Origin of the sequence: Azospirillum sp. (assembly GCF_035627195.1) — a bacterium.
Classification (GTDB): Bacteria; Pseudomonadota; Alphaproteobacteria; order Azospirillales; family Azospirillaceae; genus Azospirillum.
In genome coordinates this window covers 16560-36252 of the sequence record NZ_DASPMG010000091.1, presented here as the reverse complement: position 1 = coordinate 36252, position 19693 = coordinate 16560, and the positions used below count along the sequence as shown (strand labels likewise).

16 protein-coding genes are annotated in these 19693 nt (G+C 71.1%); 10 read left to right on the top strand and 6 right to left on the bottom strand.

The features are described 5' to 3' along the window. Window positions 1-15: 15 nt before the first annotated feature. On the bottom strand, window positions 16-954 hold the full coding sequence (locus VED21_RS08235) for a complex I subunit 1 family protein (protein ID WP_324881851.1): 939 nt from the start codon (window positions 952-954) through the stop codon (window positions 16-18). A gap of 19 nt (window positions 955-973) precedes the next feature. Then, a complete protein-coding gene (locus VED21_RS08230) occupies window positions 974-4693 on the bottom strand; it encodes a proton-conducting transporter membrane subunit (protein ID WP_324881850.1) in 3720 nt (1239 codons plus the stop codon). Window positions 4694-5109: 416 nt separating this feature from the next. On the opposite strand from VED21_RS08230, the gene hypA reads away from it, so the two are divergent. The 4 genes from hypA to VED21_RS08210 are packed head-to-tail and all read left to right on the top strand — an operon-like array spanning window position 5110 to window position 8298. Continuing rightward, window positions 5110-5487, top strand: coding sequence for a hydrogenase maturation nickel metallochaperone HypA (hypA, locus tag VED21_RS08225; protein ID WP_324881849.1), 378 nt, complete (start codon window positions 5110-5112; stop codon window positions 5485-5487). Next, complete coding sequence (locus VED21_RS08220; RefSeq protein WP_324881848.1) at window positions 5487-7217, top strand: aldehyde ferredoxin oxidoreductase family protein; 1731 nt, start codon at window positions 5487-5489, stop codon at window positions 7215-7217. Before hypA ends, VED21_RS08220 begins: the two co-directional genes overlap by 1 nt. 31 nt (window positions 7218-7248) lie before the next feature. Then, complete coding sequence (locus VED21_RS08215) at window positions 7249-7473, top strand: MoaD/ThiS family protein (protein ID WP_324881847.1); 225 nt, start codon at window positions 7249-7251, stop codon at window positions 7471-7473. A 3-nt stretch (window positions 7474-7476) separates the two neighbouring features. Then, the gene (locus VED21_RS08210) at window positions 7477-8298 is read left to right on the top strand and encodes a HesA/MoeB/ThiF family protein (RefSeq protein WP_324881846.1); all 822 of its coding nucleotides are present in this window, start codon (window positions 7477-7479) and stop codon (window positions 8296-8298) included. A 36-nt stretch (window positions 8299-8334) separates the two neighbouring features. Here the strand turns inward: VED21_RS08210 and VED21_RS08205 are convergent, their stop codons facing one another. Beyond that, window positions 8335-8832 (bottom strand): ferritin-like domain-containing protein, encoded by a 498-nt coding sequence (locus tag VED21_RS08205; RefSeq protein ID WP_324881845.1) that lies wholly within the window; start codon window positions 8830-8832, stop codon window positions 8335-8337. Window positions 8833-9007: 175 nt separating this feature from the next. Here VED21_RS08205 and VED21_RS08200 point away from each other — a divergent pair, with 175 nt between their 5' ends. Further along, window positions 9008-10276: an App1 family protein gene (locus tag VED21_RS08200; RefSeq protein ID WP_324881844.1), complete on the top strand. Its 1269-nt coding sequence runs from the start codon at window positions 9008-9010 to the stop codon at window positions 10274-10276. A 4-nt stretch (window positions 10277-10280) separates the two neighbouring features. On the opposite strand, the gene VED21_RS08195 is transcribed toward VED21_RS08200, so the two are convergent. Beyond that, a complete protein-coding gene (locus tag VED21_RS08195; protein ID WP_324881843.1) occupies window positions 10281-11372 on the bottom strand; it encodes a LacI family DNA-binding transcriptional regulator in 1092 nt (363 codons plus the stop codon). A gap of 128 nt (window positions 11373-11500) precedes the next feature. Between VED21_RS08195 and VED21_RS08190 the strand changes: the two genes are divergently transcribed. Genes VED21_RS08190 through VED21_RS08170 form a run of 5 tightly spaced genes read left to right on the top strand, consistent with a single transcriptional unit; the run spans window position 11501 to window position 17636 of the window. After that, window positions 11501-12520 carry a TRAP transporter substrate-binding protein gene (locus tag VED21_RS08190; protein ID WP_324881842.1) on the top strand — a complete coding sequence of 340 codons (1020 nt, stop codon included), beginning with the start codon at window positions 11501-11503 and terminating at the stop codon, window positions 12518-12520. Between the two features lie 46 nt (window positions 12521-12566). Then, entirely contained in the window at window positions 12567-14453 is a 1887-nt protein-coding gene (locus tag VED21_RS08185; RefSeq protein ID WP_324881841.1) for a TRAP transporter large permease subunit, read from the top strand. A gap of 38 nt (window positions 14454-14491) precedes the next feature. After that, window positions 14492-15031: a VOC family protein gene (locus tag VED21_RS08180; RefSeq protein WP_324881840.1), complete on the top strand. Its 540-nt coding sequence runs from the start codon at window positions 14492-14494 to the stop codon at window positions 15029-15031. An 11-nt stretch (window positions 15032-15042) separates the two neighbouring features. Then, the gene (locus VED21_RS08175; protein ID WP_324881839.1) at window positions 15043-16317 is read left to right on the top strand and encodes a ribulose-bisphosphate carboxylase large subunit family protein; all 1275 of its coding nucleotides are present in this window, start codon (window positions 15043-15045) and stop codon (window positions 16315-16317) included. Further along, window positions 16314-17636 carry a four-carbon acid sugar kinase family protein gene (locus VED21_RS08170; RefSeq protein WP_324881838.1) on the top strand — a complete coding sequence of 441 codons (1323 nt, stop codon included), beginning with the start codon at window positions 16314-16316 and terminating at the stop codon, window positions 17634-17636. The genes VED21_RS08175 and VED21_RS08170 overlap by 4 nt, the downstream gene beginning before the upstream one ends. A gap of 104 nt (window positions 17637-17740) precedes the next feature. On the opposite strand, the gene VED21_RS08165 is transcribed toward VED21_RS08170, so the two are convergent. Together VED21_RS08165 and VED21_RS08160 are read right to left on the bottom strand one after the other, a co-directional pair. Next, a complete protein-coding gene (locus tag VED21_RS08165; protein ID WP_324881837.1) occupies window positions 17741-18703 on the bottom strand; it encodes an alpha-ketoacid dehydrogenase subunit beta in 963 nt (320 codons plus the stop codon). A gap of 13 nt (window positions 18704-18716) precedes the next feature. Further along, window positions 18717-19673 (bottom strand): thiamine pyrophosphate-dependent dehydrogenase E1 component subunit alpha, encoded by a 957-nt coding sequence (locus VED21_RS08160; protein ID WP_324881836.1) that lies wholly within the window; start codon window positions 19671-19673, stop codon window positions 18717-18719. Between the last annotated feature and the right edge of the window lie 20 nt (window positions 19674-19693).

The window sequence follows — 19693 nt, the reverse complement described above, 5'->3', positions numbered from 1 at the left end:
CCATGGCGCCCTCCTTCAGGCAAAGGCCAGGGCGACGGCGAAGCTGGCGGCGGCCAGCGCCAGCGGCCATTTCAGGAAGAAAGCGAAGGCCTGGTCGATGCGCATGCGCCCGACCGAGGTGCGCAGCAGCGTCATCCCCGCCAGGACCAGCACCAGCATCTTCGCGGCGTGCACCATCAGGCCCAGCGCCCCTTCGGGACCGGTGGGGAGGAACAGCGCGATGCCCAGGCCCACCACCACCACCGCCTTCACCGCCGACATCATCTTGAAAAGGCCGAGTGCGGGGCCGGAGTACTCCAGCAGCGGGCCTTCCAGAACCTCGGTCTCCGCCTCCGGGATGTCGAAGGGGGCGACGCCCAGGTTGGCCGGGAAGAAGGCCATGAAGGCGACCAGCGCCGGCCACAGCACGGGGTCCAGGAGGTTGGCGCCGTGTGCTTGCTGGTACGCGACGATGCCGGTCAGCGAGAATGAGCCGGTCTTGACGGCCACGGCGCCGACGACCAGCAGCAGCGGCCCCTCGTAGGCCAGCATCAGCACCATCTCGCGCGAGAAGCCGATGGCCCCGAAGGGCGAGCCGGAGGCGGAGCCCGCGACCATCATTGCCACCGCCGGCACTGCCAGCAGGTAGAGCAGGACCAGCATGTCGCCCAGCCGCGGGTCCGGTGTGTACACCCCGGCGATGGGCACCAGGGCGGCTGCCAGCATCATGGCGACGGTGCCGATGATCGGGGCGGCGAGGAACACCGGGCGGAAGGCGATGTCCGGAACCATGGTGCGCTTGGCCGCCAGCTTCACCAGATCGAAGAACGGTTGCAGCAGCGGCGGGCCGACGCGGCGCTGCAGGCGCGCCGCCACGCGCCGGTCGGCGCCCTTCAGCACCAGCCCGAAGGCCAGCGCGAACAGCCCGCCGGGGAACAGCAGGACCGCGAGGGGAAGGGCGAGGTCTTCGAGCATGTCAGCCTCCCTGGGGTCATCAGCCGCGGCGGCGCGCGAACAGCGCGCGGCGGATCGCCCGTTCCGGCGTCTCGAACAGGTTGGACGCGGTCACCTGGGTCAGCGCGGGGCGGAGATTGCCCACGCCGCATTCGTGCAGGTGCGTCTTCACCACCGCCTGACCGTGCCGGCCCAGGCGCGCGTAGCGCCACACCGGCACCGCCAGCGCCAGCAGCAGCACCGACAGCAACCCCGGATGCCAGCCGTCCGGCAGCGGGCCGGTCCAGGTGGCGGCGATGGGCGTCAGGCCCAACTGCGCCTCGATGCCGGCGATCGGCACCAGCAGCAGGCCGGGCATCACGCCGAACGCCACGCTGGCGGCCGTCAGCACGCCCATTGGGATCAGCATGGACAGCGGCGCCTCCTTCGCCCGCATGGCCTTCGCCGACGGGGCGCCCAGGAAGGCGGCGTGCGCGAACTTCAGCACCGCGGCCAGGGTGAACAGGCTGGCCAGCATGGCGCCCAGCGCCAGCAGCGGGTGGCCGGCCTGGAACGCCGCCTGATAGATCACCCACTTGGACGCGAACCCGTTCAGCGGCGGCACGCCGGCCAGCGACAGCCCGGCGAACAGGAAGATGGCGAAGGTGACGGGCATGCGCCGGCCCAGCCCGCCCAACTCGTCCAGGCTGGTGGCGTGCGTCTGCGCCATGACGGCGCCGGCCACCAGGAACAGCGTGTCCTTCAGCAGCATGTGGTTGACCGCGTGCATCAGCCCGCCGGCCACCGACAGCGACGTGCCCAGCGCCACCGCCATCAGCACGTAGCCCAGCTGGCAGACGGTGCTGTAGATCAGCAGGCGCTTGATGCCCGTCTGGATCACCGCCATGGCACCGGCGTAGAGGATGGTGACGCAGGCGACGACGGCGATGGCGTAGGTCAGGCCGCCCATCTGCCCGGCAAGCGCCGCACCGCCGAACAGGGTGGACAGCTTCAGGACCGCCCACGGCCCGCTCTTCAGCAGCACGGCGGAGATGTAGCCGCTGACCGGGGTCGGTGCCTCGGCCGGGTGCATCTGCCAGTCGATGCGCACGCACAGCATGGCCGCCTTCATGACGAACCCGGCGAAGACCAGCGCCACCGCCGTGACGGCCACGCCCGGCGGCAGGACGGGCAGCGCCTGCGCCATCGCCGCGAAGGCGAAGCCGCCGGCAGGCGCCGCCAGGACGGCGAAGCCCAGCATCATCACGGCCGCACCGGTCAGGTTGAAGAGGATGTACTTGAACCCTTCGCGCCGCGCGGCCTCCGTCTCCTCATGGACCAGTGCCACGTAGAGCGCCCAGCCGCTCATCAGCTCCCAGAAGGCGAAGAAGGCGAACGCGTCGCGGGCGGCGGTGAGGCCCAGGAGGCCGGCGATCATCAGGCAGAAGGCGGCGTAGAAGCGCGGCTGCGCATGGCCGTGCGCCAGATAGCCGGTGGCGTGCAGCAGGTTCAGCGCACCCACCCCGGCGATCAGCACCGCGAACCAGAACGACAGCCCGTCTGTGCCGTCGGCCTCGGCCAGCACCGCCGCCAGCGCCGCGAGCGGCACGGCGACGGCCAGCCGGCCGGACCACGCGGCGGACCGGCGCCCGGCCAGCCACACCGCGACCGCACCCAGCGCCGCCACGGCGGCCCCCGCCGGCCAGACGATGGTCAGGTCGGGCATGTCGGGGGCGGCAAGACCAGCCACCGGCCGCACGAGGTCGAGCTGGAAGCCCGGCAGCAGGCCGCCGAACAGCGAGGCCGCCGCCAGCACGCCCATGGCGACGAGCATGGAGGCCGGCGCCTCGGCCACCGCCGGGCCGTGGTAGGGGTGGAAGAACAGCAGGCGGACGACGCGCAGGTAGTAGACGGCGCCGACCAGCCCGCCCAGCAGGATCAGCGCGGCGATGGCCGGCTGCCCGGCCGCGGCGGCGGCGTAGACCAGCAGCACCTTGCTGACGAATCCGTTGAACGGCGGCAGGCCCATCAGCGCGAAGCTGGCCAGCGCGTAGCAGATCGCCGTCACCGGCATGACGCGGCCCAGCCCGGCGAGGTGGTTGATGCTGCGCCGTCCGGTGCGCAGGATCAGGGCGCCGATGGCGAGGAACAGCAGGCTTTTCAGCACCGCGTGGTTGGTGGCGTGCAGCAGCGCCGCCGTGGTGGCGAGCGCCGTGCCCAGCCCCAGCACCGCCGCGATCTCGCCCACCTGCGCCAGCGTGGAATAGGCGAGCATGCGCTTGGCCTCCTGCTGGCGCAGCGCCATCACCTCGCCATAGATCAGCGTGGCGCAGCCGAGAACGCTGACCGCCAGCCCGACGTCCACGCCGCCCTCGGCGAAGCGCGTCAGCGCGCCGGCTCCGAAGACGACCAGGAAGATCTTCACCAGCCCGAAGACGCCGGCCTTGGTCAGGATGCCCGACAGCGGGGCGGAGATGGCGGACGGGGCGGCCGGGTGGGCCAGCGGCAGCCAGCCGTGCACCGGCACGAGGCCGGCCTTGACGGCGAAGCCGGCCAGGAAGCAGGCGGCAATCACGGCGCCCGTCGCCGGGGCGACGCGGCCGATGCCGTCCGCCACCACGGCGAACTCGAAGCTGCCGAGCTGCGCGTGCAGCAGCAGGATGCCGAAATGCATGACGTAGGCACCGGCCACGCACATCAGGAAGTAGACGAGGCCGGCCTTCAGCGCCCGCGCCGACTGCTCGTGGACCACCAGGAAGTAGGAGGTCCAGGTCATCAGCTCCCAGAAGACATAGAAGTTGCCGAACTCGTGCGCCGTCGCGAGGCCGAGCAGAGAGCCGGTCATCAGGAACAGGAAGAACCAGTAGCGGCCGGTGTTTTGCGCGTGCGCCATGTATCCCAGCGAATAGACGACCACCACCGCCGAAATCCCGGCGAACAGCAGCGCGAACAGGCGCTGCGCGGCGTCCAGGTCCGGCGCCGCCGCGGCCAGCGCCAGCGTCGCCAGGGCCAGCGCCACGGCGCCAACGTCGCGCGCCCGCGCCGACACGCGGCCCAGCGCGTAGAGCGCGAAGCCGCCCAGGTAGGGCACCAGCACCAGCGCCGACCAGGGTGCCTCGAACTCCGGCACCGCCAGCGGGTCGGTGACGCCGGCCACGGCCTCCGCCCAATGCAGGACGGGGGCGGGCCACAGGCTCATGACCACGGTCAGCGCCGCCAGGATCCAGGCCAGCGGCGCCGCCAGGGCCGGGGCGGGGCGCAGCGTCACGGCGTGGCGCGGCGGCTCCAGGCAGACGCGCTGGATGGTGATGGTGACGTAGACGGCGGCGATGACGCTGGCCAGCGTGCCGACGGCGGCCAGCAGCCACTGTCCGTGCTCGATGGCGGCATAGAGCACCATGAACTTGCTGAACGATCCCTTGAAGGGCGACAGCCCCATGACCGAGAACATGCCGAAGCCGAACAGCAGCGCCGGCACCTGCAGGCGCCGCCCGCTGCCGGCCAGCGCGGCGAGGCGGGTGGAGCCCGTGCGGCGGATCAGCCACCACGTGGCGACGATCACCAGCCCGCGCATCACCGCCTGATAGGCCAGGTGCATGGCGGCCCCGGCGTCGCCCGCCGCCCCGCCGATGCCCAGGCCCAGCAGGACGTAGCCCGCCTCGGCGGCCGTGGAGGCGACCAGCAGCCGCTTCAGGTCGCGAAGACATGCGAGTGCTGCGATTTCCCCCGCCAGGAGGAGCAGCGCGCCCACCCACGCCAGCAGCGCGGAATCCATCGTCATGGCAATCATGTCGGCCAAACCTCCGCGCGGCCACCGGGTACGGGGGCGCGATCAACCGGCCAATGGGAGCGGACGACGCTTCGTTCTGAAGCCCTTCTCCCCTTGAGGGAGAAGGGATGGGATGAGGGGTACTTACCGGCGGCAGCCGGGATAAAGACTCTCTTCCGGCCTCCGGCCGTAACCACCCTCACCCCAACCCCTCTCCCCTCAAGGGAGAGGGGCTTAAGAAGTCGGCGAAAGCCAAATCCAACCCTACGCCCCGGCGTCGCGGCCTGTCTGTCAGCCCGCCGACACCCGTGCTCGATGTCCGCCGCGGCACGCTGACGCACCCGTTCGGGAGAGCGCCGAACTGTCGGGTCGCCGACAGACAGGGGTGTGGGGCGGGTTTAGGCTCCCCCCTGACCCGAGGCGGCACCATGCACGAGACGGCGATCGTCAGTGGCCTGATGAAGATCCTGACCGAGCAGGCGGCGCTGCACGGCGTCGCCCGCATCGCGCGGGTGAACCTCAAGGTCGGGCGGCTGCGCGGGGTGGACCCGCGCCAGCTGCGCGCCTGCTTCGAGCTGTTCGCCGAGGAGACGCTGGCCGACGGCGCCGAGCTGGTCATCGACGAGGTCGCGGTGCGCGGCCGGTGCCGCGCCTGCGGCCACGACTTCGCCGTGCCGCGCTACCGTTTCGAATGCCCGGAGTGCAAGGGCCAGGACATCGCGGTGCTCAGCGGACAGGAACTCTACATCGACAGCTTCGAGGCGGCGGCCGCCGAACCCGCGGGCCCGGACGAGAGGAGGCACTGATGGACAAGATCTTGCGCGTGAACATGACGGACCTCTCCGTGCGGACGGAGGACGTGCCGCCGGACTGGGCCGGGCTGGGCGGCCGCGGCCTGACCTCCACCATCGTGGCCGCCGAGGTGCCGCCGACCTGCCATCCGCTGGGCAAGAACAACAAGCTGGTGTTCGCACCGGGGCTGCTGACCGGCACCATGGCCGCCAGCTCAGGCCGGCTGTCGGCCGGCGCCAAGAGCCCGCTGACCGGCGGCATCAAGGAAAGCAACTCCGGCGGCACCGCCGCCAAGCTGTTCGCCAACCTCAACGTCCGGGCGCTGATCATCGAAGGCCAGCCGGCGGACGACCGCTGGTACAGCCTGCACGTCGACAAGGACGGCGTGACCATTCAGGAAGAGACCGAGCTGGTCGGTGCCGGCAACTTCGCGGTGGCGGAGGCGGTGGAGGCGCGGCTCGGCAAGAAGGTCGGCGTCCTCACCATCGGCCCGGCGGGCGAGTGGAAGATGGGCTCCGCCAACATCTCGGTGAAGGACCCCGAGGGCAAGGTGCGCAGCATCGGCCGCGGCGGCCTGGGCGCCGTCATGGGATCCAAGCGCATCAAGTTCATCGCCGTCGACGACACCGGCGGCCCGCGCGTGCAGGTGGCCGACCCGGCGAAGTTCAAGGAAGCGGCGCTGCGCTTTTCCAAGACGCTGCTGGAGCACCCGGTCAGCGGCCAGGGCCTGCCGACCTACGGCACGGCGGTGCTGGTCAACATCCTGCACGAGGTGGGCGGGCTGCCGACCCGGAACTTCACCGCCGGCCAGTTCGCCGAGCACGAGAAGATCTCCGGCGAGACGATGCACGACACCATCGTCGCCCGCGACGGCAAGCCGAAGCACCCCTGCCACCCCGGCTGCGTCATCCAATGCTCGCAGGTCTACAACGACAAGGACGGCAAGTACCTGACGTCCGGCTTCGAGTACGAGACGATCTGGGCGCTGGGGGCCGACTGCTGCATCAGCGACCTCGACGACATCGCCACCGCCGACCACGTCATGGACGACATCGGTGTGGATTCGATCGAGACCGGCGTGATGTTCGGCGTCGCCATGGAGGCGGGCATCCTGCCCTTCGGCGACGGCAAGGGCGTCATCCGAATGCTTCGGGAAGAGATCGGCAAGGGCACGCCGCTGGGCCGGCTGCTGGGCGGCGGTGCGGCGGCGGTGGGCCGGGTGTACGGCATCACCCGCGTGCCGGTGGTGAAGGGGCAGGGCATCCCGGCCTACGACCCGCGCGCGGTGAAGGGCATCGGCATCACCTACGCCACCAGCCCGATGGGGGCCGACCACACGTCGGGCTACACCATCGCCACCAACGTGCTGAACGTCGGCGGTCACGTCGATCCGCTGAAGAAGGACGGGCAGGTGGAGCTGTCGCGCAACCTGCAGATCGCCACGGCGGCCATCGATTCCACGGGTATGTGCATCTTCATCGCCTTCCCGGCGCTGGACATCCCCGACTGCCTGGCGGCCCTGGTGGACATGATCAACGCCCGATTCGGCATCAGCCTGACCTTGGAGGACGTCACCAACCTCGGCAAGCGCATCCTGAAGACCGAGCATGAATTCAACCTGAAGGCCGGCTTCACCAACGAGGACGACCGCCTGCCCGAGTTCTTCGCCCAGGAGCCGCTGGCCCCGCACAACGTGGTGTGGGACTTCACACCGGCGGAGATCGACGCGTTCTGGAACTTCTGATCCGGAGCGTTCGAGGGAAAGGGGGGGCGTCATGCAGGTGACCATCCGTCTGTTCGCCTCGTTCCGCGTCGGCCGCTTCGTGGAGGAGACGCGGGATTTGCCGCCGGACGCCAGCGTCGCGGACGTCGTCCGGGCGCTGGAGATCCCGGCGGAGGCGATCGGCATGATCATGCTGGACCGCCGGCACGCGCCGCTGGAGCAGCGCCTGCACGACGGCGCCCGCCTCGCCCTCTTCCCGCTGCTGGGGGGAGGGTGAGCCGTGGACACCCTGCGTGAAGTCCTCCAGGAGGCCGATGGCGACCTCCTGTCCTGGGGCGTGCAATGCGCGGCGGCGGAGCGCTTCGGGCTGTCCGTCGCCGCAGTGGAGGAGGAGGCGCTGTCCCTGGGCCTTCTCCCCGCGCGCTACCGCCGCAACCGGGAGACCATCTCCGTGCGGCAGCAACTGACGCTGTTCCGCAGCCGGGTCGCGGTGGTCGGCTGCGGCGGCCTGGGCGGATACGTCATCGAGGAACTGGCGCGGCTCGGCGTCGGCACCCTGGTCGCCGTCGATCCCGACCGGTTCGAGGAGCACAACCTGAACCGGCAGATCCTGTCCAGCATCGCGGCACTCGGCCGGCCGAAGGCCGAGGTGGCGGCGGAGCGGGTGCGGGCGGTCAACCCGGCTGTGACGCTGGTGCCCGTCACCACGCCCTTCGCGCCGGGTGACGGCGCCGCCTGCCTGGACGGGGCAACCGTGGTGGTGGACGCCGTCGACAGCGTGCCGGGGCGGCTGGCGCTGTGCGAGGCCTGCGCGCGGCGGGGCGTGCCGCTGGTGCATGGCGCCATCGCCGGCTGGTACGGGCAGGTCACCACCGAGTTCCCCGGCGACGGCACGGTGGCGGCGCTCTACGGCGTCGCCGAGACGGACCGGGGGGAGGAGCGCCGGCTGGGCAACCCGTCGTTCACGCCGGCGGTGGTCGCGAGCCTGCAGGCGGCGGAGGTGTGCAAGCTGCTGCTGGGCGTCGGGCAGCCGCTGCGCCGCCGCGCCCTTATCCTCAACCTGCTGGACATGAGCGTCGAGGAGATCCCCTTCGACGGGTAGGCGCCGCAGCCCCCGGCGGGAGCCGCGGCCCAAGCCCTACGCCGCCTTGAAGGCACGCACGTTGATCTCGCCCTCGGCCAGTTGGTTGAGCTTCTGATCGGTCGCCTTCTCCTCTTCCAGCGTCTGTTCGAGGAGCCGGGCGACGTCAGTCATGCCGCACGTCTCCGCCAGCGTGCGGAGCGAGCCATAGCTGGCGATCTCGTAATGCTCGACCTTCTGCGCCGCCATGATCAGGGCGACGTCGAGCACCTCGGGCGGCAGGCCTTCGTCGATGATCTCCTCCGTTTCCTCGATCAGGCCCTGGGTCGCCTCGCACGTGTTCCCGCCGGGATCGGCCTGGAGCATCTGGAAGATCTGTTCCAGGCGCTTCACCTGCCCGTCGGTTTCCCGGAGGTGGGTTTCGAAGGCCTGCTTGAGCTGGGGCGAGGAGGCCGCCTCCGCCATGGCGGGCAGTGCCTCGATGATCTGCGTTTCGGAGCTGTAGGTGTCCTGAAGCTCCTTGATGAGAAGTTCCTTGAGCGCTTGCTCGGACATGGTTGGCCTTTCCTCACGGATTGTGTGGTGCGGGGCATGGCATGGGTGCCGTGCACACCCCTTCAACAGGCGTCCGGCCGGGTTCTCGCGCCGGATTCGTCGCCGGGCCGGAAGGAACTTTTGCCCCGCCGGCCATTGATACCGGCATATGTCAACGCGAGCCGGGAGCGGAGGAATGGGCCTCGGCGACAGGGTGGCGACATGGGCGCGGGCGGCTGCCCGCATCCTGGACTTGGCCGCGCGGCCGGTGCGGACCGCCCAGGGGCGGGAGGGCATCGTCCTCCAGCCCTACCGCGGCTACGGCTCCCGGCGGGAGGTGTTCCTGATCGGCCGGGTGTTCCGGCAGTCCGCGCCGGACGGCGGCGGAACGGACCGGCTCACCGCGCAACTGCGCGACATCGGCCGGCGCATCGCCCGGCGGGCCGTTGCCGCGGCACCGGTGACCGCGCGCCTGGGCGGGGCGGAGCGGCGGGTGGAGACCGACCGGGACGGCTACTTCCGCATTCATCTGGATCTCAAGGACCCGCCGCCGGCCGACCGGCCCTGGCACCCCATGGAACTGCGGCTGGAGGGGGAGCATCCGGTGCAGGCGGAGGGGCCGGTGTTCATCCCGCCGGAACACTGCCGCTTCGTCGTCATCAGCGACATCGACGACACCATCATGCACACCGGGGTCGCCAACAAGCTTGCGATGCTCTGGCGCCTGTTCGTCGAGGACGCGGAGAGCCGCATGGCCTTCCCCGGCGTGGCGGCGCTGTACCGCGCGCTGCACGGTGGCGCCACGGGCGGCCAGTGCAACCCGATGCTCTACGTCTCCCGGGCACCCTGGGGGATCTACGACGTGCTGGACACCTTCTTCCGTCTGCACGGCGTGCCGGTCGGCCCCGTCCTGTTCCTGCGCGAATGGGGCGTGTCCTGGCGCAGCCCCCTGCCGCGCCGGGCGGAGGACCACAAGCAGGCGCTGATCCGCAACATGCTGGACCTCTACCACGACCTGCCCTTCGTCCTGATCGGCGACAGCGGCCAGCACGACCCCGAGGTCTACCGCCAGATCGTCGAGGAGAACCCCGGCCGCGTGCTGGCCGTGCTGATCCGCAACGTCTCGCGCGGGGAGGGGCGGGTGCGGGAGATCGAGGGGCTGGCGATGGCCGTGGCGCGCGCCGGCAGCACCATGCTGCTCGCCGCCGACAGCGCCGCCATGGCCGAACAGGCCGAGCGGCTGGCCCTGGTGCCGCCCGGCACCACGGCGGCCGTCCGGCAGGAGATGACGCGCGAGGGCGGCGAGCGCACGCCGTCCGGCACCCGCCGCGTCCGCCGCCCGACCCCGCGCGGCACCGCCAAGGCGGTGGCGGAGGGCGCCCTGCGCGACGCCATCGACGAAGGGACGCCCGCCGCCCCGCCGAACGTGGTGGTGGAGGCGGAGGACACGGCGCGCAAGCCGTAGGGCTTTACGACCCCAGGTTCTCGCGGAAGATCACGTCGATGCGCGGCGGCTCGACGCCGTGCAGCGCCTCGCGGCCGGCGCGCAGGTTGGCGAAGACGGTGGCGCAGCCCAGCATCGCCGCACGCGGGTCCTGGGTCAGCACCGCGTCCATGGTGCCGTCGATCAGCATGGCGCGCGTCTCCGGCGTCAGGCCGTGGCCGACGAAGACCACGTCGCGCTCCCGCCGCGCCTCGCGCAGCGCCTTGGCGACACCGCCGGGGCCGCCGCCGATGTTGTAGATGCCGGCGAGGTCGGGGTGGTGGCTGAGCAGGGTGCGCGTCTGGCGGTAGGCTTCCCCCTCGTCGTCGTGCGCCTCGCGCAGGCCCAGCACCTCGATGGCCGGCGCGGTCTCGTTCAGGCAGTGCAGGAAGCCGAACTCACGTTCCTCGTGCGCGCGGTAGCTGAGGCTGCCGGCGATCATGGCGACCTTGGCCGGGCGGGGGCCGATGAAGCGCGAGATGAGGTAGCCGGCGGTGCGCCCCGCCGCGCGGTTGTCCAGCCCGACGTAGGCGACGCGGCGGCAGTTCTGCACGTCGGAGATCAGCGTCACGGTGGGCACGTTGCGCTCGGCCAGTTCGTTCACCGCCTCGCGCACGGCCGGGTGCTCCAGCGCCATGAAGGCGATGCCGTCGGCCTTGCGGCAGTGCTGGAGCAGGGTGCGCGCCAGCAGTTCCGGGTTGAAGCTCTTGATGAACTCGACCTGCGCCTTGACGCCCAGCGCGGCCAGGGTGGCTTCGGAATTGCGCACCAGCTGGCCCAGCATGGTCAGGTAGCGGTTGGTGCCGGACGGCAGCAGGAAGACGGTCCGCACCGGCTTCGGCGCCATGGCGGCGTGCAGCTCGGCCTCCGGCAGGTAGTCCAGCTCGGCCGCGGCCTTCAGCACCCGCTGCACCGTGGCGGCGCGCACGCCGGGGCGGTGGTTCAGCACACGGTCCACCGTCGCCGTGGACACGCCGGACAGGCGGGCGACGTCGGCGATGGTCGGCAGGGTGCGCGGGCCTCCGGAGGCCGTCGTCACAGCATCGGCATCGGCGTGCCCTTCATCGCGCATCATCATAATTCCATCGTCCAAAACATCAAATCACATCATTATTCACGTTTGACAGCCTTAAGTGCACGACCTACCGTGTGTCCAACAATCACCATACAGCATCAAAATACATCATTGATGCAAGGGAGGAAAGGATGAATGCGCTCTCGCGCCGCACGGTTCTGAAGTCGCTGGCCGCCGCACCCGCCGCGGGCGCGCTCATCGGCATGCCCCGCATCGCACGCGCCGCCGAGTTCGAGTTCAAGTACGGCAACAACCTGCCGCTGACCCACCCGCTGAACGTCCGCGCGCACGAGGCGGCGGAGCGCATCGCGCGGGAGACCAACGGGCGCGTCACCATCCAGATCTTCCCGAACAACCAGCTGGGCGGCGACACCGACATGCTGTCGCAGGTGCGCAACGGCGGCATCACCTTCTTCACGCCGTCGGCCCTGGTGATCGCCACGCTGGTGCCGGTGGCGGCCATCAACGCGGTGGGCTTCGCCTTTGCCGACTACGGTCAGGTGTGGTCGGCCATGGACGGCAAGCTGGGCGCGCACGTGCGCGAGGCCATCGGCAAGGTGAACCTCTACGCCTTCGAGAAGATGTGGGACAACGGCTTCCGCCAGATGACCAGCGGGTCCAAGCCCATCGAATCCGCGGCCGACATGAACGGGCTGAAGATCCGCGTGCCGGTCAGCCCGCTGAGCATCGCCATGTTCAAGGCGTTGTCCGCCGCCCCGGCCAGTTTGCAGTTCAGCGAGGTCTACTCCTCGCTCCAGACCCGCGTGGTGGACGCGCAGGAGAACCCGCTGCCGATCATCCAGGTCGCCAAGCTGTACGAGGTGCAGAAGCACTGCGCGCTGACCAACCACATCTGGGACGGCTTCTGGTTCATCGCCAACGGCCGCGCGTGGCGCGGGCTGCCGGCCGACCTGCAAAAGATCGTGGCGGCGGCCATCAACGACGCCGGCATGCAGCAGCGCGAGGACATCAAGGCCCTGAACCAGTCGGTGCAGGCCGACTTGGCGGCCAAGGGACTGGCCTTCAACCAGCCGGCACCCGACAGCTTCCGCGCCAAGCTGCGCGAGTCCGGCTTCTATTCGGAATGGAAGGGCCGCTTCGGCGAGGACGCCTGGGCGCTGCTGGAAGGCGCGGTCGGCAAGCTGGCCTGACGCGCCGGTGACACCCTTGGACAATATGGGAAAGGAGGGGGCGGCCATGTCGCATCATGCGGCGGCTATCGACGTGGACGGCGTGCGCCCGGCCGGCGGCGCCGCGGCGCTGGCGGACCGGCTGGACCGCGGGCTGTCGGCGACGGTCGAGGGGATCACGGCGCTGCTGGTGCTGGTGGAGATCGTCGTGCTCTTCGCCGGTGTGGTGGCGCGCTACGTCTTCCACGCGCCGCTGGTGTGGTCGGACGAGCTGGCCTCCATCCTCTTCCTCTGGCTGTCCATGCTGGGCGCGGTGGTGGCGCTGCGGCGCGGCGAGCACATGCGGATGACCGGGCTGGTCAGCCGCGTCGGGCCGGGGGCGCGGGCGCTGCTGGAGACGCTGGCGATCACCGCGCCGGTCGCCTTCCTGGGCATGATCCTGCATCCGGCCGTGGACTACGCCGTGGAGGAGCAGTTCATCGTCACGCCCGCGTTGGAGATCACCAACGCGTGGCGCGCGGCGGCCATTCCCACCGGTGTGGCGCTGATGCTGGTGGTCGCCGTCACGCGGCTGGTGCGCCTGGGCCGGCCGCGGCTGGTGCTGGGGGCGCTGGCGCTGACCGCCGCGGTGGCCGGGCTGTTCTGGCTGGCCGGGCCGACGCTGAAGCCGCTGGGGCAGGCCAACCTGATCATCTTCTTCGTCGGCGTGGTGGCGGCCTGCGTCTTCGCCGGGGTGCCCATCGCCTTTTCCTTCGCGCTGGCGACCTTCGGCTATCTGGCGCTGACCACCACGACGCCGCTGCTGGTCATGGTCGGCCGCCTGGACGAGGGCATGTCGCACCTGATCCTGCTGGCGGTGCCGCTGTTCGTGTTCCTGGGATTGCTGATCGAGATGACGGGCATGGCGCGCGCCATGATCCAGTTCCTGGCAAGCCTGCTGGGGCACGTGCGCGGCGGCCTGTCCTACGTGCTGATCGGGGCGATGTACCTGGTGTCGGGCATTTCCGGCTCGAAGATCGCCGACATGGCGGCCATCGCGCCGGTGCTGTTCCCGGAGATGAAGAAGCGCGGCGCCCCGCCGGGCGACCTCGTGGCGCTGCTGTCGGCCACCGGCGCGCAGACGGAGACCATTCCGCCCTCCATCGTGCTGATCACCATCGGCTCGGTCACCGGCGTGTCGATCGCCGCCCTGTTCGCCGGCGGCCTGCTGCCCGCCGTGGTGCTGGGGGCGGCGCTGTGCGCGGTCGTCTGGTGGCGCTACCGGCACGAGGATTTGAGCCACGTGCGCCGCCCGCCGAAGGCGGAGATCGCGCGGCTGGCGCTGGCCGCCCTGCCGGCGATCCTGCTGCCCTTCGTCATCCGCGCCGCGGTGGTGGAGGGGGTGGCGACCGCCACCGAAGTGTCGACCATCGGCATCGCCTATTCCGCCGTCATGGGGCTGCTGGTCTACCGCCAGTTCGACTGGGGGCGGCTGAAGCCCATGCTGGTCGAGACGGCGTCGCTGACCGGGGCCATCATCTTCATCGTCGGCTGCGCCACCGCCATGGCCTGGGGCCTGACGCAATCCGGCTTCTCGCGGGATCTGGCGCGCTGGATGGCGGGCATTCCAGGCGGCGCCCACGGCTTCCTGGCCATTTCCATCGTCGCCTTCGTCATCCTGGGCAGCGTGCTGGAAGGCATCCCCGCCATCGTCCTGTTCGGGCCGCTGCTGTTCCCCATCGCCCGCGAGGCCGGCGTGCACGAGGTGCACTACGCCATGGTGGTGATCTTCGCCATGGGCATCGGCCTGTTCGCCCCGCCGTTCGGTGTCGGCTACTACGGTGCCTGCGCCATCAGCAAGGTGCACCCGGACGAGGGGCTGAAGCACATCTGGGGCTACGTCGCAGCATTGCTGGTCGGGCTGGTCGTGGTCGCCGCCATTCCCTGGATTTCCACCGGCTTCCTCCCGTTCTGAGACGCCGGTCTCCCTTTCTTCGACAAGGAGTTCACCGCATGAGCCGATTCTTCGGCGAGGTCCGTCAGGCCGGCTACGTCGTCACCGACATCGAGGCCGCCATGGACTACTGGAGCAGCAAGCTGGGCATCGGCCCCTGGTTCTACAACGAGCGCGTGCCGATCAGGAACTACACCTACCGGGGCGAGCGGTACGAGGTGCACAACTCGGTGGCGCTGGCGAACTCCGGCCCGCTGCAGATGGAGCTGATCCAGACGCGCAACGACGCGCCGTCCATGTACCGCGACTTCCTGCGGGCCGGCCGCACCGGGCTTCAGCACGTCGCCTACTGGACGCAGGACTACGACGCGGATCTGGCGCGCCTGACGGAACAGGGCTTCACGCCGGTCATGAGCGGCGAGGTGGGCGAGCGCGGCCGCTTCGTCTACTTCGACACCGAATACCACCCCGGCACGGTGATCGAGCTGTCGGAGGTGGCGGGGCCGAAGGGCAAGATGTTCGACCTGATCCGCGAGGCCTCGCAGGGATGGGACGGCCGCGACCCGGTCCGCCCGTTCCCTGACCTCAGCCGCCTGTGAGGCCGACACCCATGCGCGCCGACCGCTTCGAGGCTGACTACCTGATCGAAACGCCGCTCGACCCCGCCAAGGTGGCGGAGGTGATGGCGGGCGAGCAGTCCTGCGGCACCTTCACCCGCGTGCACGGGGAGACGGACGACCTGCGCGCCCGCGCCCGCGCAGTGGTGGAACGGGTGGAGGAGATGGAGGAGGCGCTGACCCCCAGTCTGCCCAACAGCTGGCTGGAACGGCAGAATCGGCCGGGGCCGTGGCGGCGCGCGCGCGTCACCATCTCCTTCCCCACCGCCAACGTGGGGGGGAACCTGCCCACATTGGCGGCGACCGTGGCCGGCAACCTGTACGACCTGGGCGAGGTCACCGGGTTGCGGCTGGAGTCCGTGCGGATCCCCGCCGCCTACCGCGCGCAGTTCGACACGCCGCGCCACGGCGTCGACGGCACGCGGCGGCTGACCGGCGTGGCGGAAGGCGCGCTCGTGGGCTCCATCATAAAGCCGAACCTCGGCCTGTCGGCGGAAGAGACGGGGGAGCTGGTCGGCCGGCTCTGCGCCGCCGGGCTGGACTTCATCAAGGACGACGAGATCTGCGCCAACCCGGCCCACGCGCCGCTGGCCGAGCGCGTGCCGGCGGTGATGGAGCGCGTGCGCCGGCACGAGGACCGCACCGGCAAGTCCGTGATGGTCGCCTTCAACATCACCGACGAGACGGACGCCATGCGCCGCCACGCCGATCTGGTGTGGCGGGAGGGCGGCAGCTGCGTGATGGTCAGCCTGAACTGGTGCGGCTTCTCGGCCGTGCAGACGCTGCGGCGCAGCACCGGGCTGGTCCTGCACGGGCACCGCAACGGCTTCGGCGCGCTGTCGCGCCACCCCATGCTGGGGATCGGGTTCGACGCCTACCAAGTGCTGTGGCGGCTGGCCGGCGTGGACCACATGCACGTGCACGGTTTGCAGGGCAAGTTCGCCCAGCCGGACGCGGAGGTGATCGAGGGTGCCCGCGCCTGCCTCGCCCCGCTCACCGACGGTGGGGATGATCGGGTGATGCCGGCCTTCTCGTCGGGCCAATGGGCAGGCACCGTGCCGGCGACGTGGCAGGCGGCGGGGACCGACGACCTGCTGTTCATGTCCGGCGGCGGCATCATGGCCCATCCGGACGGACCGGCGGCCGGCGTCGCCAGCATCCGGCAGGCCTGGGCGGCGGCCCGCGCGGGCGTGCCCCTGGACGAGGCCGCGCGCGGCCAGCCGGAGCTGAAGCGGGCGCTGGACTTCTTCGGCGGGGCCAAGACGTGAGCGCGCCCCGCCTGGGCGTAAGCGCGCCGCGCTACGGCTGGTACGGCGACGACTTCACCGGCGCCACCGACACGCTGGCGTCGCTGGCCGAGGCCGGACGGCGCGCACTGCTGCTGCTGGAGGTGCCGGATGCGGCGCGGCTGGCGGCGCTGGGGCCGCTCGACGCGCTGGGCATCGCCGGGGCGGCGCGCGGCATGGACCCGGACGCCATGCGGGCGGAGCTGGAGCCGGTGGGGCGCTTCTTCGCCGGCCTGGGCGTGCGCGTCCTGCACTACAAGTGCTGCTCGACCTTCGACAGCGCGCCGCACGTGGGCAGCATCGGCGCGGCGGTGGCGGCCCTGCGCCCGTTCTTTCCCAACCGGTTCGTTCCGGTGGTGGGCGGGCAGCCGAACATCGGGCGGTATTGCCTGTTCAGCAACCTGTTCGCGGCGGCCGGCACCGGGGGGGCGGTGCACCGGCTGGACCGCCACCCGACCATGAAGGTCCACCCGGTCACCCCCATGGGGGAGGCCGACCTGCGCCTGCATTTGGGCGCCCAGGGGCTGACCGGCATCGCCGGGCTGCACTACCCCGACTACGCGATGGACCGCGCGCGGCTGGCGGAGCGGCTGGACCACCTCGCCGATGCGGGGGGCGGCTGCGTCCTGCTGGACGTCGCCCGGGCGGCGGATCTGGCGCCGATCGGCCGGCTGATCTGGGAACGCGCGCGGCTGGCGCCGCTGCTGGCCGTGGGGCCGAGCGGCGTGGCGCAGGCGCTGACCACGCACTGGGCGCTGAGCGAACGGCCTTTGGCCGGCATCGCCGAGGCGGCGCTGGAACCGGCCGCGGGGCCGGTCTTCGTCATGGCCGGCAGCCTGTCGCCGGTGACGCGGCGGCAGGTGGACGCGGCCGTGTCCTTCGACCGCCTGCCGGCCGACGCCGGCCAACTGTGCGGCGATGCGGACTACGCCCGGCGGCTGCTGGAGGACGTGGCGACGCGCCTGCGCGCCGGGCGGCACGTGCTGGTGTGGACGGCGCCGCCGGAGGGTGCGGCGGCCGACACCACGCGCGCCTCCGCCGTCGCCGACGCGACCGCCGCCTTCGTGGCGTCGGTGGTGCGCGAGGTGCCGTTGCGCCGCGTGGGCATCGCCGGGGGCGACACGTCCAGTAAGGCGGTCAAGGCGCTGGGCTGCTGGGGCCTGTCCTACGTCACCACGCTGGCGCCCGGCGTGACGCTGAGCCGCAGCCACAGTGCCCACCGGGCGTCGGATGGGCTGGAACTGATGCTCAAGGGCGGGCAGATGGGGCCGGAGGATCTGTTCGAGCGGTTGATTTCCTGAGTGGAGGTGTAGGTTGGGTTGAGCCGCAGGCGAAAACCCAACGCGCTCGCGGTTCTGGCGACGTTGGGTTTTCGCTGGCGCTCAACCCAACCTACGACGCCAACCTACGACGGCGTGACCAACCGGCGCGCCGCGGCTTCGATGGCGTCGGGCTGCGGGACGAAGGCCTGCTCCAGCGGGAAGCTGGCGGCGGCGGGGGCGTCGGGGCCGGTCAGGCGCAGGACGGGTGCGCGCAGGTGGGCGAAGGCGTGCTCCGCCGCCAGCGCGGCGATCTCGGCGCCCAGGCCGCACGGGCCGGCCGCCTCGTGCACCACGACCAGACGGCCGGTCTTGCGGACCGAGCGCAGGATGGTGTCGGTGTCCAGCGGCTTCAGCGTGCGCAGGTCGATCACCTCGGCGCCGATCCCGGCCTCGGCCAGACGGCCGGCCGCCTGCAGGCAGCCGTCGACGGTCTTGGCGTAGGACACCAGCGTGACGTCGTTCCCCTCGCGCAGCACGGCGGCCTGCCCCAGCGGGATGGCAGTGTCGCCCTCCGGCACCGGGCCGTCGGTGTAGCCCAGCGCCAGATCGGTGAAGAACAGCACCGGGTTGTCGTCGCGGATCGCCGACTTCAGCAGCCCCTTGAAGTCGGCCGGGGTGGACGGCATGACGACCTTCACGCCGGGGCTGTGCACGAACCACGCCTCGACGTTGTGGTTGTGCTGGGCGCCCACGCCCCAGCCGGCGCCGGTCTGCGCCAGCACCACCATGGGAAAGGCGAACTGCCCGCCCGACAGGAAGCGCAGCTTGCCGGCACTGTTGACGATCTCGTCCATGGCGTAGGTCAGGAAGGGCGCGAACAGGAGGTCGACCACCGGGCGCAGGCCGGTGGCCGCGGCCCCGGCCGCGGTGCCGGCGATGATGCCCTCGGCCAGCGGCGTGTTGCGCACGCGGGCGGCACCGAATTCCTCCACCAGATCGCGCCGCTTGGTGGCGACGCCCTCGCCGAACACCAGGACGGTGGGGTCGCGCCGCATCTCCTCGGCCAAGGCGGCGGAGACGGCGTCGTTCACGGTCATCTGAAGCATGCTTGCCATCTCCTCAGGCGTAGACGTCGCTGGTCAGCTCTTCCAGGCCGGGGTAGGGGCTGGCGTCGGCGAAGGCGACGGCGCGGTCCATGGTGTGCCGCGCCTGCGCCTCGATGCCGCGGATCTCCTCCGCGCCCAGAACGCCGTCGCGTTCCAGCCGGGTGCGCAGCAGGACGATGGGGTCGCGCTCGCGCCAGCGGGCCAGTTCGGCGGGGTCGACGTAGGACTGGTCGTCGGGCTCGAAATGGCCGCGCAGGCGGTAGGTGCGCGTCTCCAGCAGGAAGGGCTTGCGGGTACGGCGGACGGCGGCGACGGCCTGGGACGCCGCCGCGTGCACGGACTCCACGTCGTTGCCGTCGACGCTGGCGCCGGCCATGCCGTAGGCGGCGGCCTGGGCGGCGACGCCGTCCGCCAGCGTCGTTTCGTTCCTATGGACGAAGGCCTGCCACTGGTTGTTCTCGCACACGTAGAGGATCGGCAGGTTCCACACGGCGGCGAGGTTCAGGGATTCGTGGAAGCGCCCCTCGCACGCCGCCCCGTCGCCGAAGAAGCAGACGACGATGCCCTCGCCGCCCAGCATGGCGCGCGACAGCGCCACGCCGGGCGCCAGCCCCAGCTCGCCGCCGACGATGGTGGAGGTCAGCACGACGCCCAACTCTTTGGCGGAGATGTGCAGCGACCCGCTCTTGCCCTTGCAGTAGCCGTCGCGCTTGCCCATCACCTCCGCCATCAGGCGGCCGGGGTCGGCGCCGCGCGCCAGCAGGTGGCCGGCGCTGCGGTGGTTGGTCAGGATCAGGTCGTCCGCCGCCAGGGCGGAGACGACGCCGACGGCCGACGCCTCCTGCCCGACGGACGTGCAGGTGCCGGCGGCGCGGCCGCGGCCGTGCAGGTCGACCAGCGTTTCCTCATAGGCGCGGATCAGCGTCATCCGCTCCAGCGCCTGGACCAGGGGGTGGGTGGTGGTCATCATGGTGTTCCTCGGGCGGCGTT

Excerpts from the sequence above, each read along its gene's own strand:
- VED21_RS08235 (WP_324881851.1), bottom strand. The coding sequence starts at position 954 with ATGCTCGAAGACCTCGCCCTTCCCCTCGCGGTCCTGCTGTTCCCCGGC.
- VED21_RS08230 (WP_324881850.1), bottom strand. The coding sequence starts at position 4,693 with ATGACGATGGATTCCGCGCTGCTGGCGTGGGTGGGCGCGCTGCTCCTC.
- hypA (WP_324881849.1), top strand. The coding sequence starts at position 5,110 with ATGCACGAGACGGCGATCGTCAGTGGCCTGATGAAGATCCTGACCGAG.
- VED21_RS08220 (WP_324881848.1), top strand. The coding sequence starts at position 5,487 with ATGGACAAGATCTTGCGCGTGAACATGACGGACCTCTCCGTGCGGACG.
- VED21_RS08215 (WP_324881847.1), top strand. The coding sequence starts at position 7,249 with ATGCAGGTGACCATCCGTCTGTTCGCCTCGTTCCGCGTCGGCCGCTTC.
- VED21_RS08205 (WP_324881845.1), bottom strand. The coding sequence starts at position 8,832 with ATGTCCGAGCAAGCGCTCAAGGAACTTCTCATCAAGGAGCTTCAGGAC.
- VED21_RS08200 (WP_324881844.1), top strand. The coding sequence starts at position 9,008 with ATGGGCCTCGGCGACAGGGTGGCGACATGGGCGCGGGCGGCTGCCCGC.
- VED21_RS08195 (WP_324881843.1), bottom strand. The coding sequence starts at position 11,372 with ATGATGATGCGCGATGAAGGGCACGCCGATGCCGATGCTGTGACGACG.
- VED21_RS08190 (WP_324881842.1), top strand. The coding sequence starts at position 11,501 with ATGAATGCGCTCTCGCGCCGCACGGTTCTGAAGTCGCTGGCCGCCGCA.
- VED21_RS08185 (WP_324881841.1), top strand. The coding sequence starts at position 12,567 with ATGTCGCATCATGCGGCGGCTATCGACGTGGACGGCGTGCGCCCGGCC.
- VED21_RS08180 (WP_324881840.1), top strand. The coding sequence starts at position 14,492 with ATGAGCCGATTCTTCGGCGAGGTCCGTCAGGCCGGCTACGTCGTCACC.
- VED21_RS08175 (WP_324881839.1), top strand. The coding sequence starts at position 15,043 with ATGCGCGCCGACCGCTTCGAGGCTGACTACCTGATCGAAACGCCGCTC.
- VED21_RS08165 (WP_324881837.1), bottom strand. The coding sequence starts at position 18,703 with ATGCTTCAGATGACCGTGAACGACGCCGTCTCCGCCGCCTTGGCCGAG.
- VED21_RS08160 (WP_324881836.1), bottom strand. The coding sequence starts at position 19,673 with ATGATGACCACCACCCACCCCCTGGTCCAGGCGCTGGAGCGGATGACG.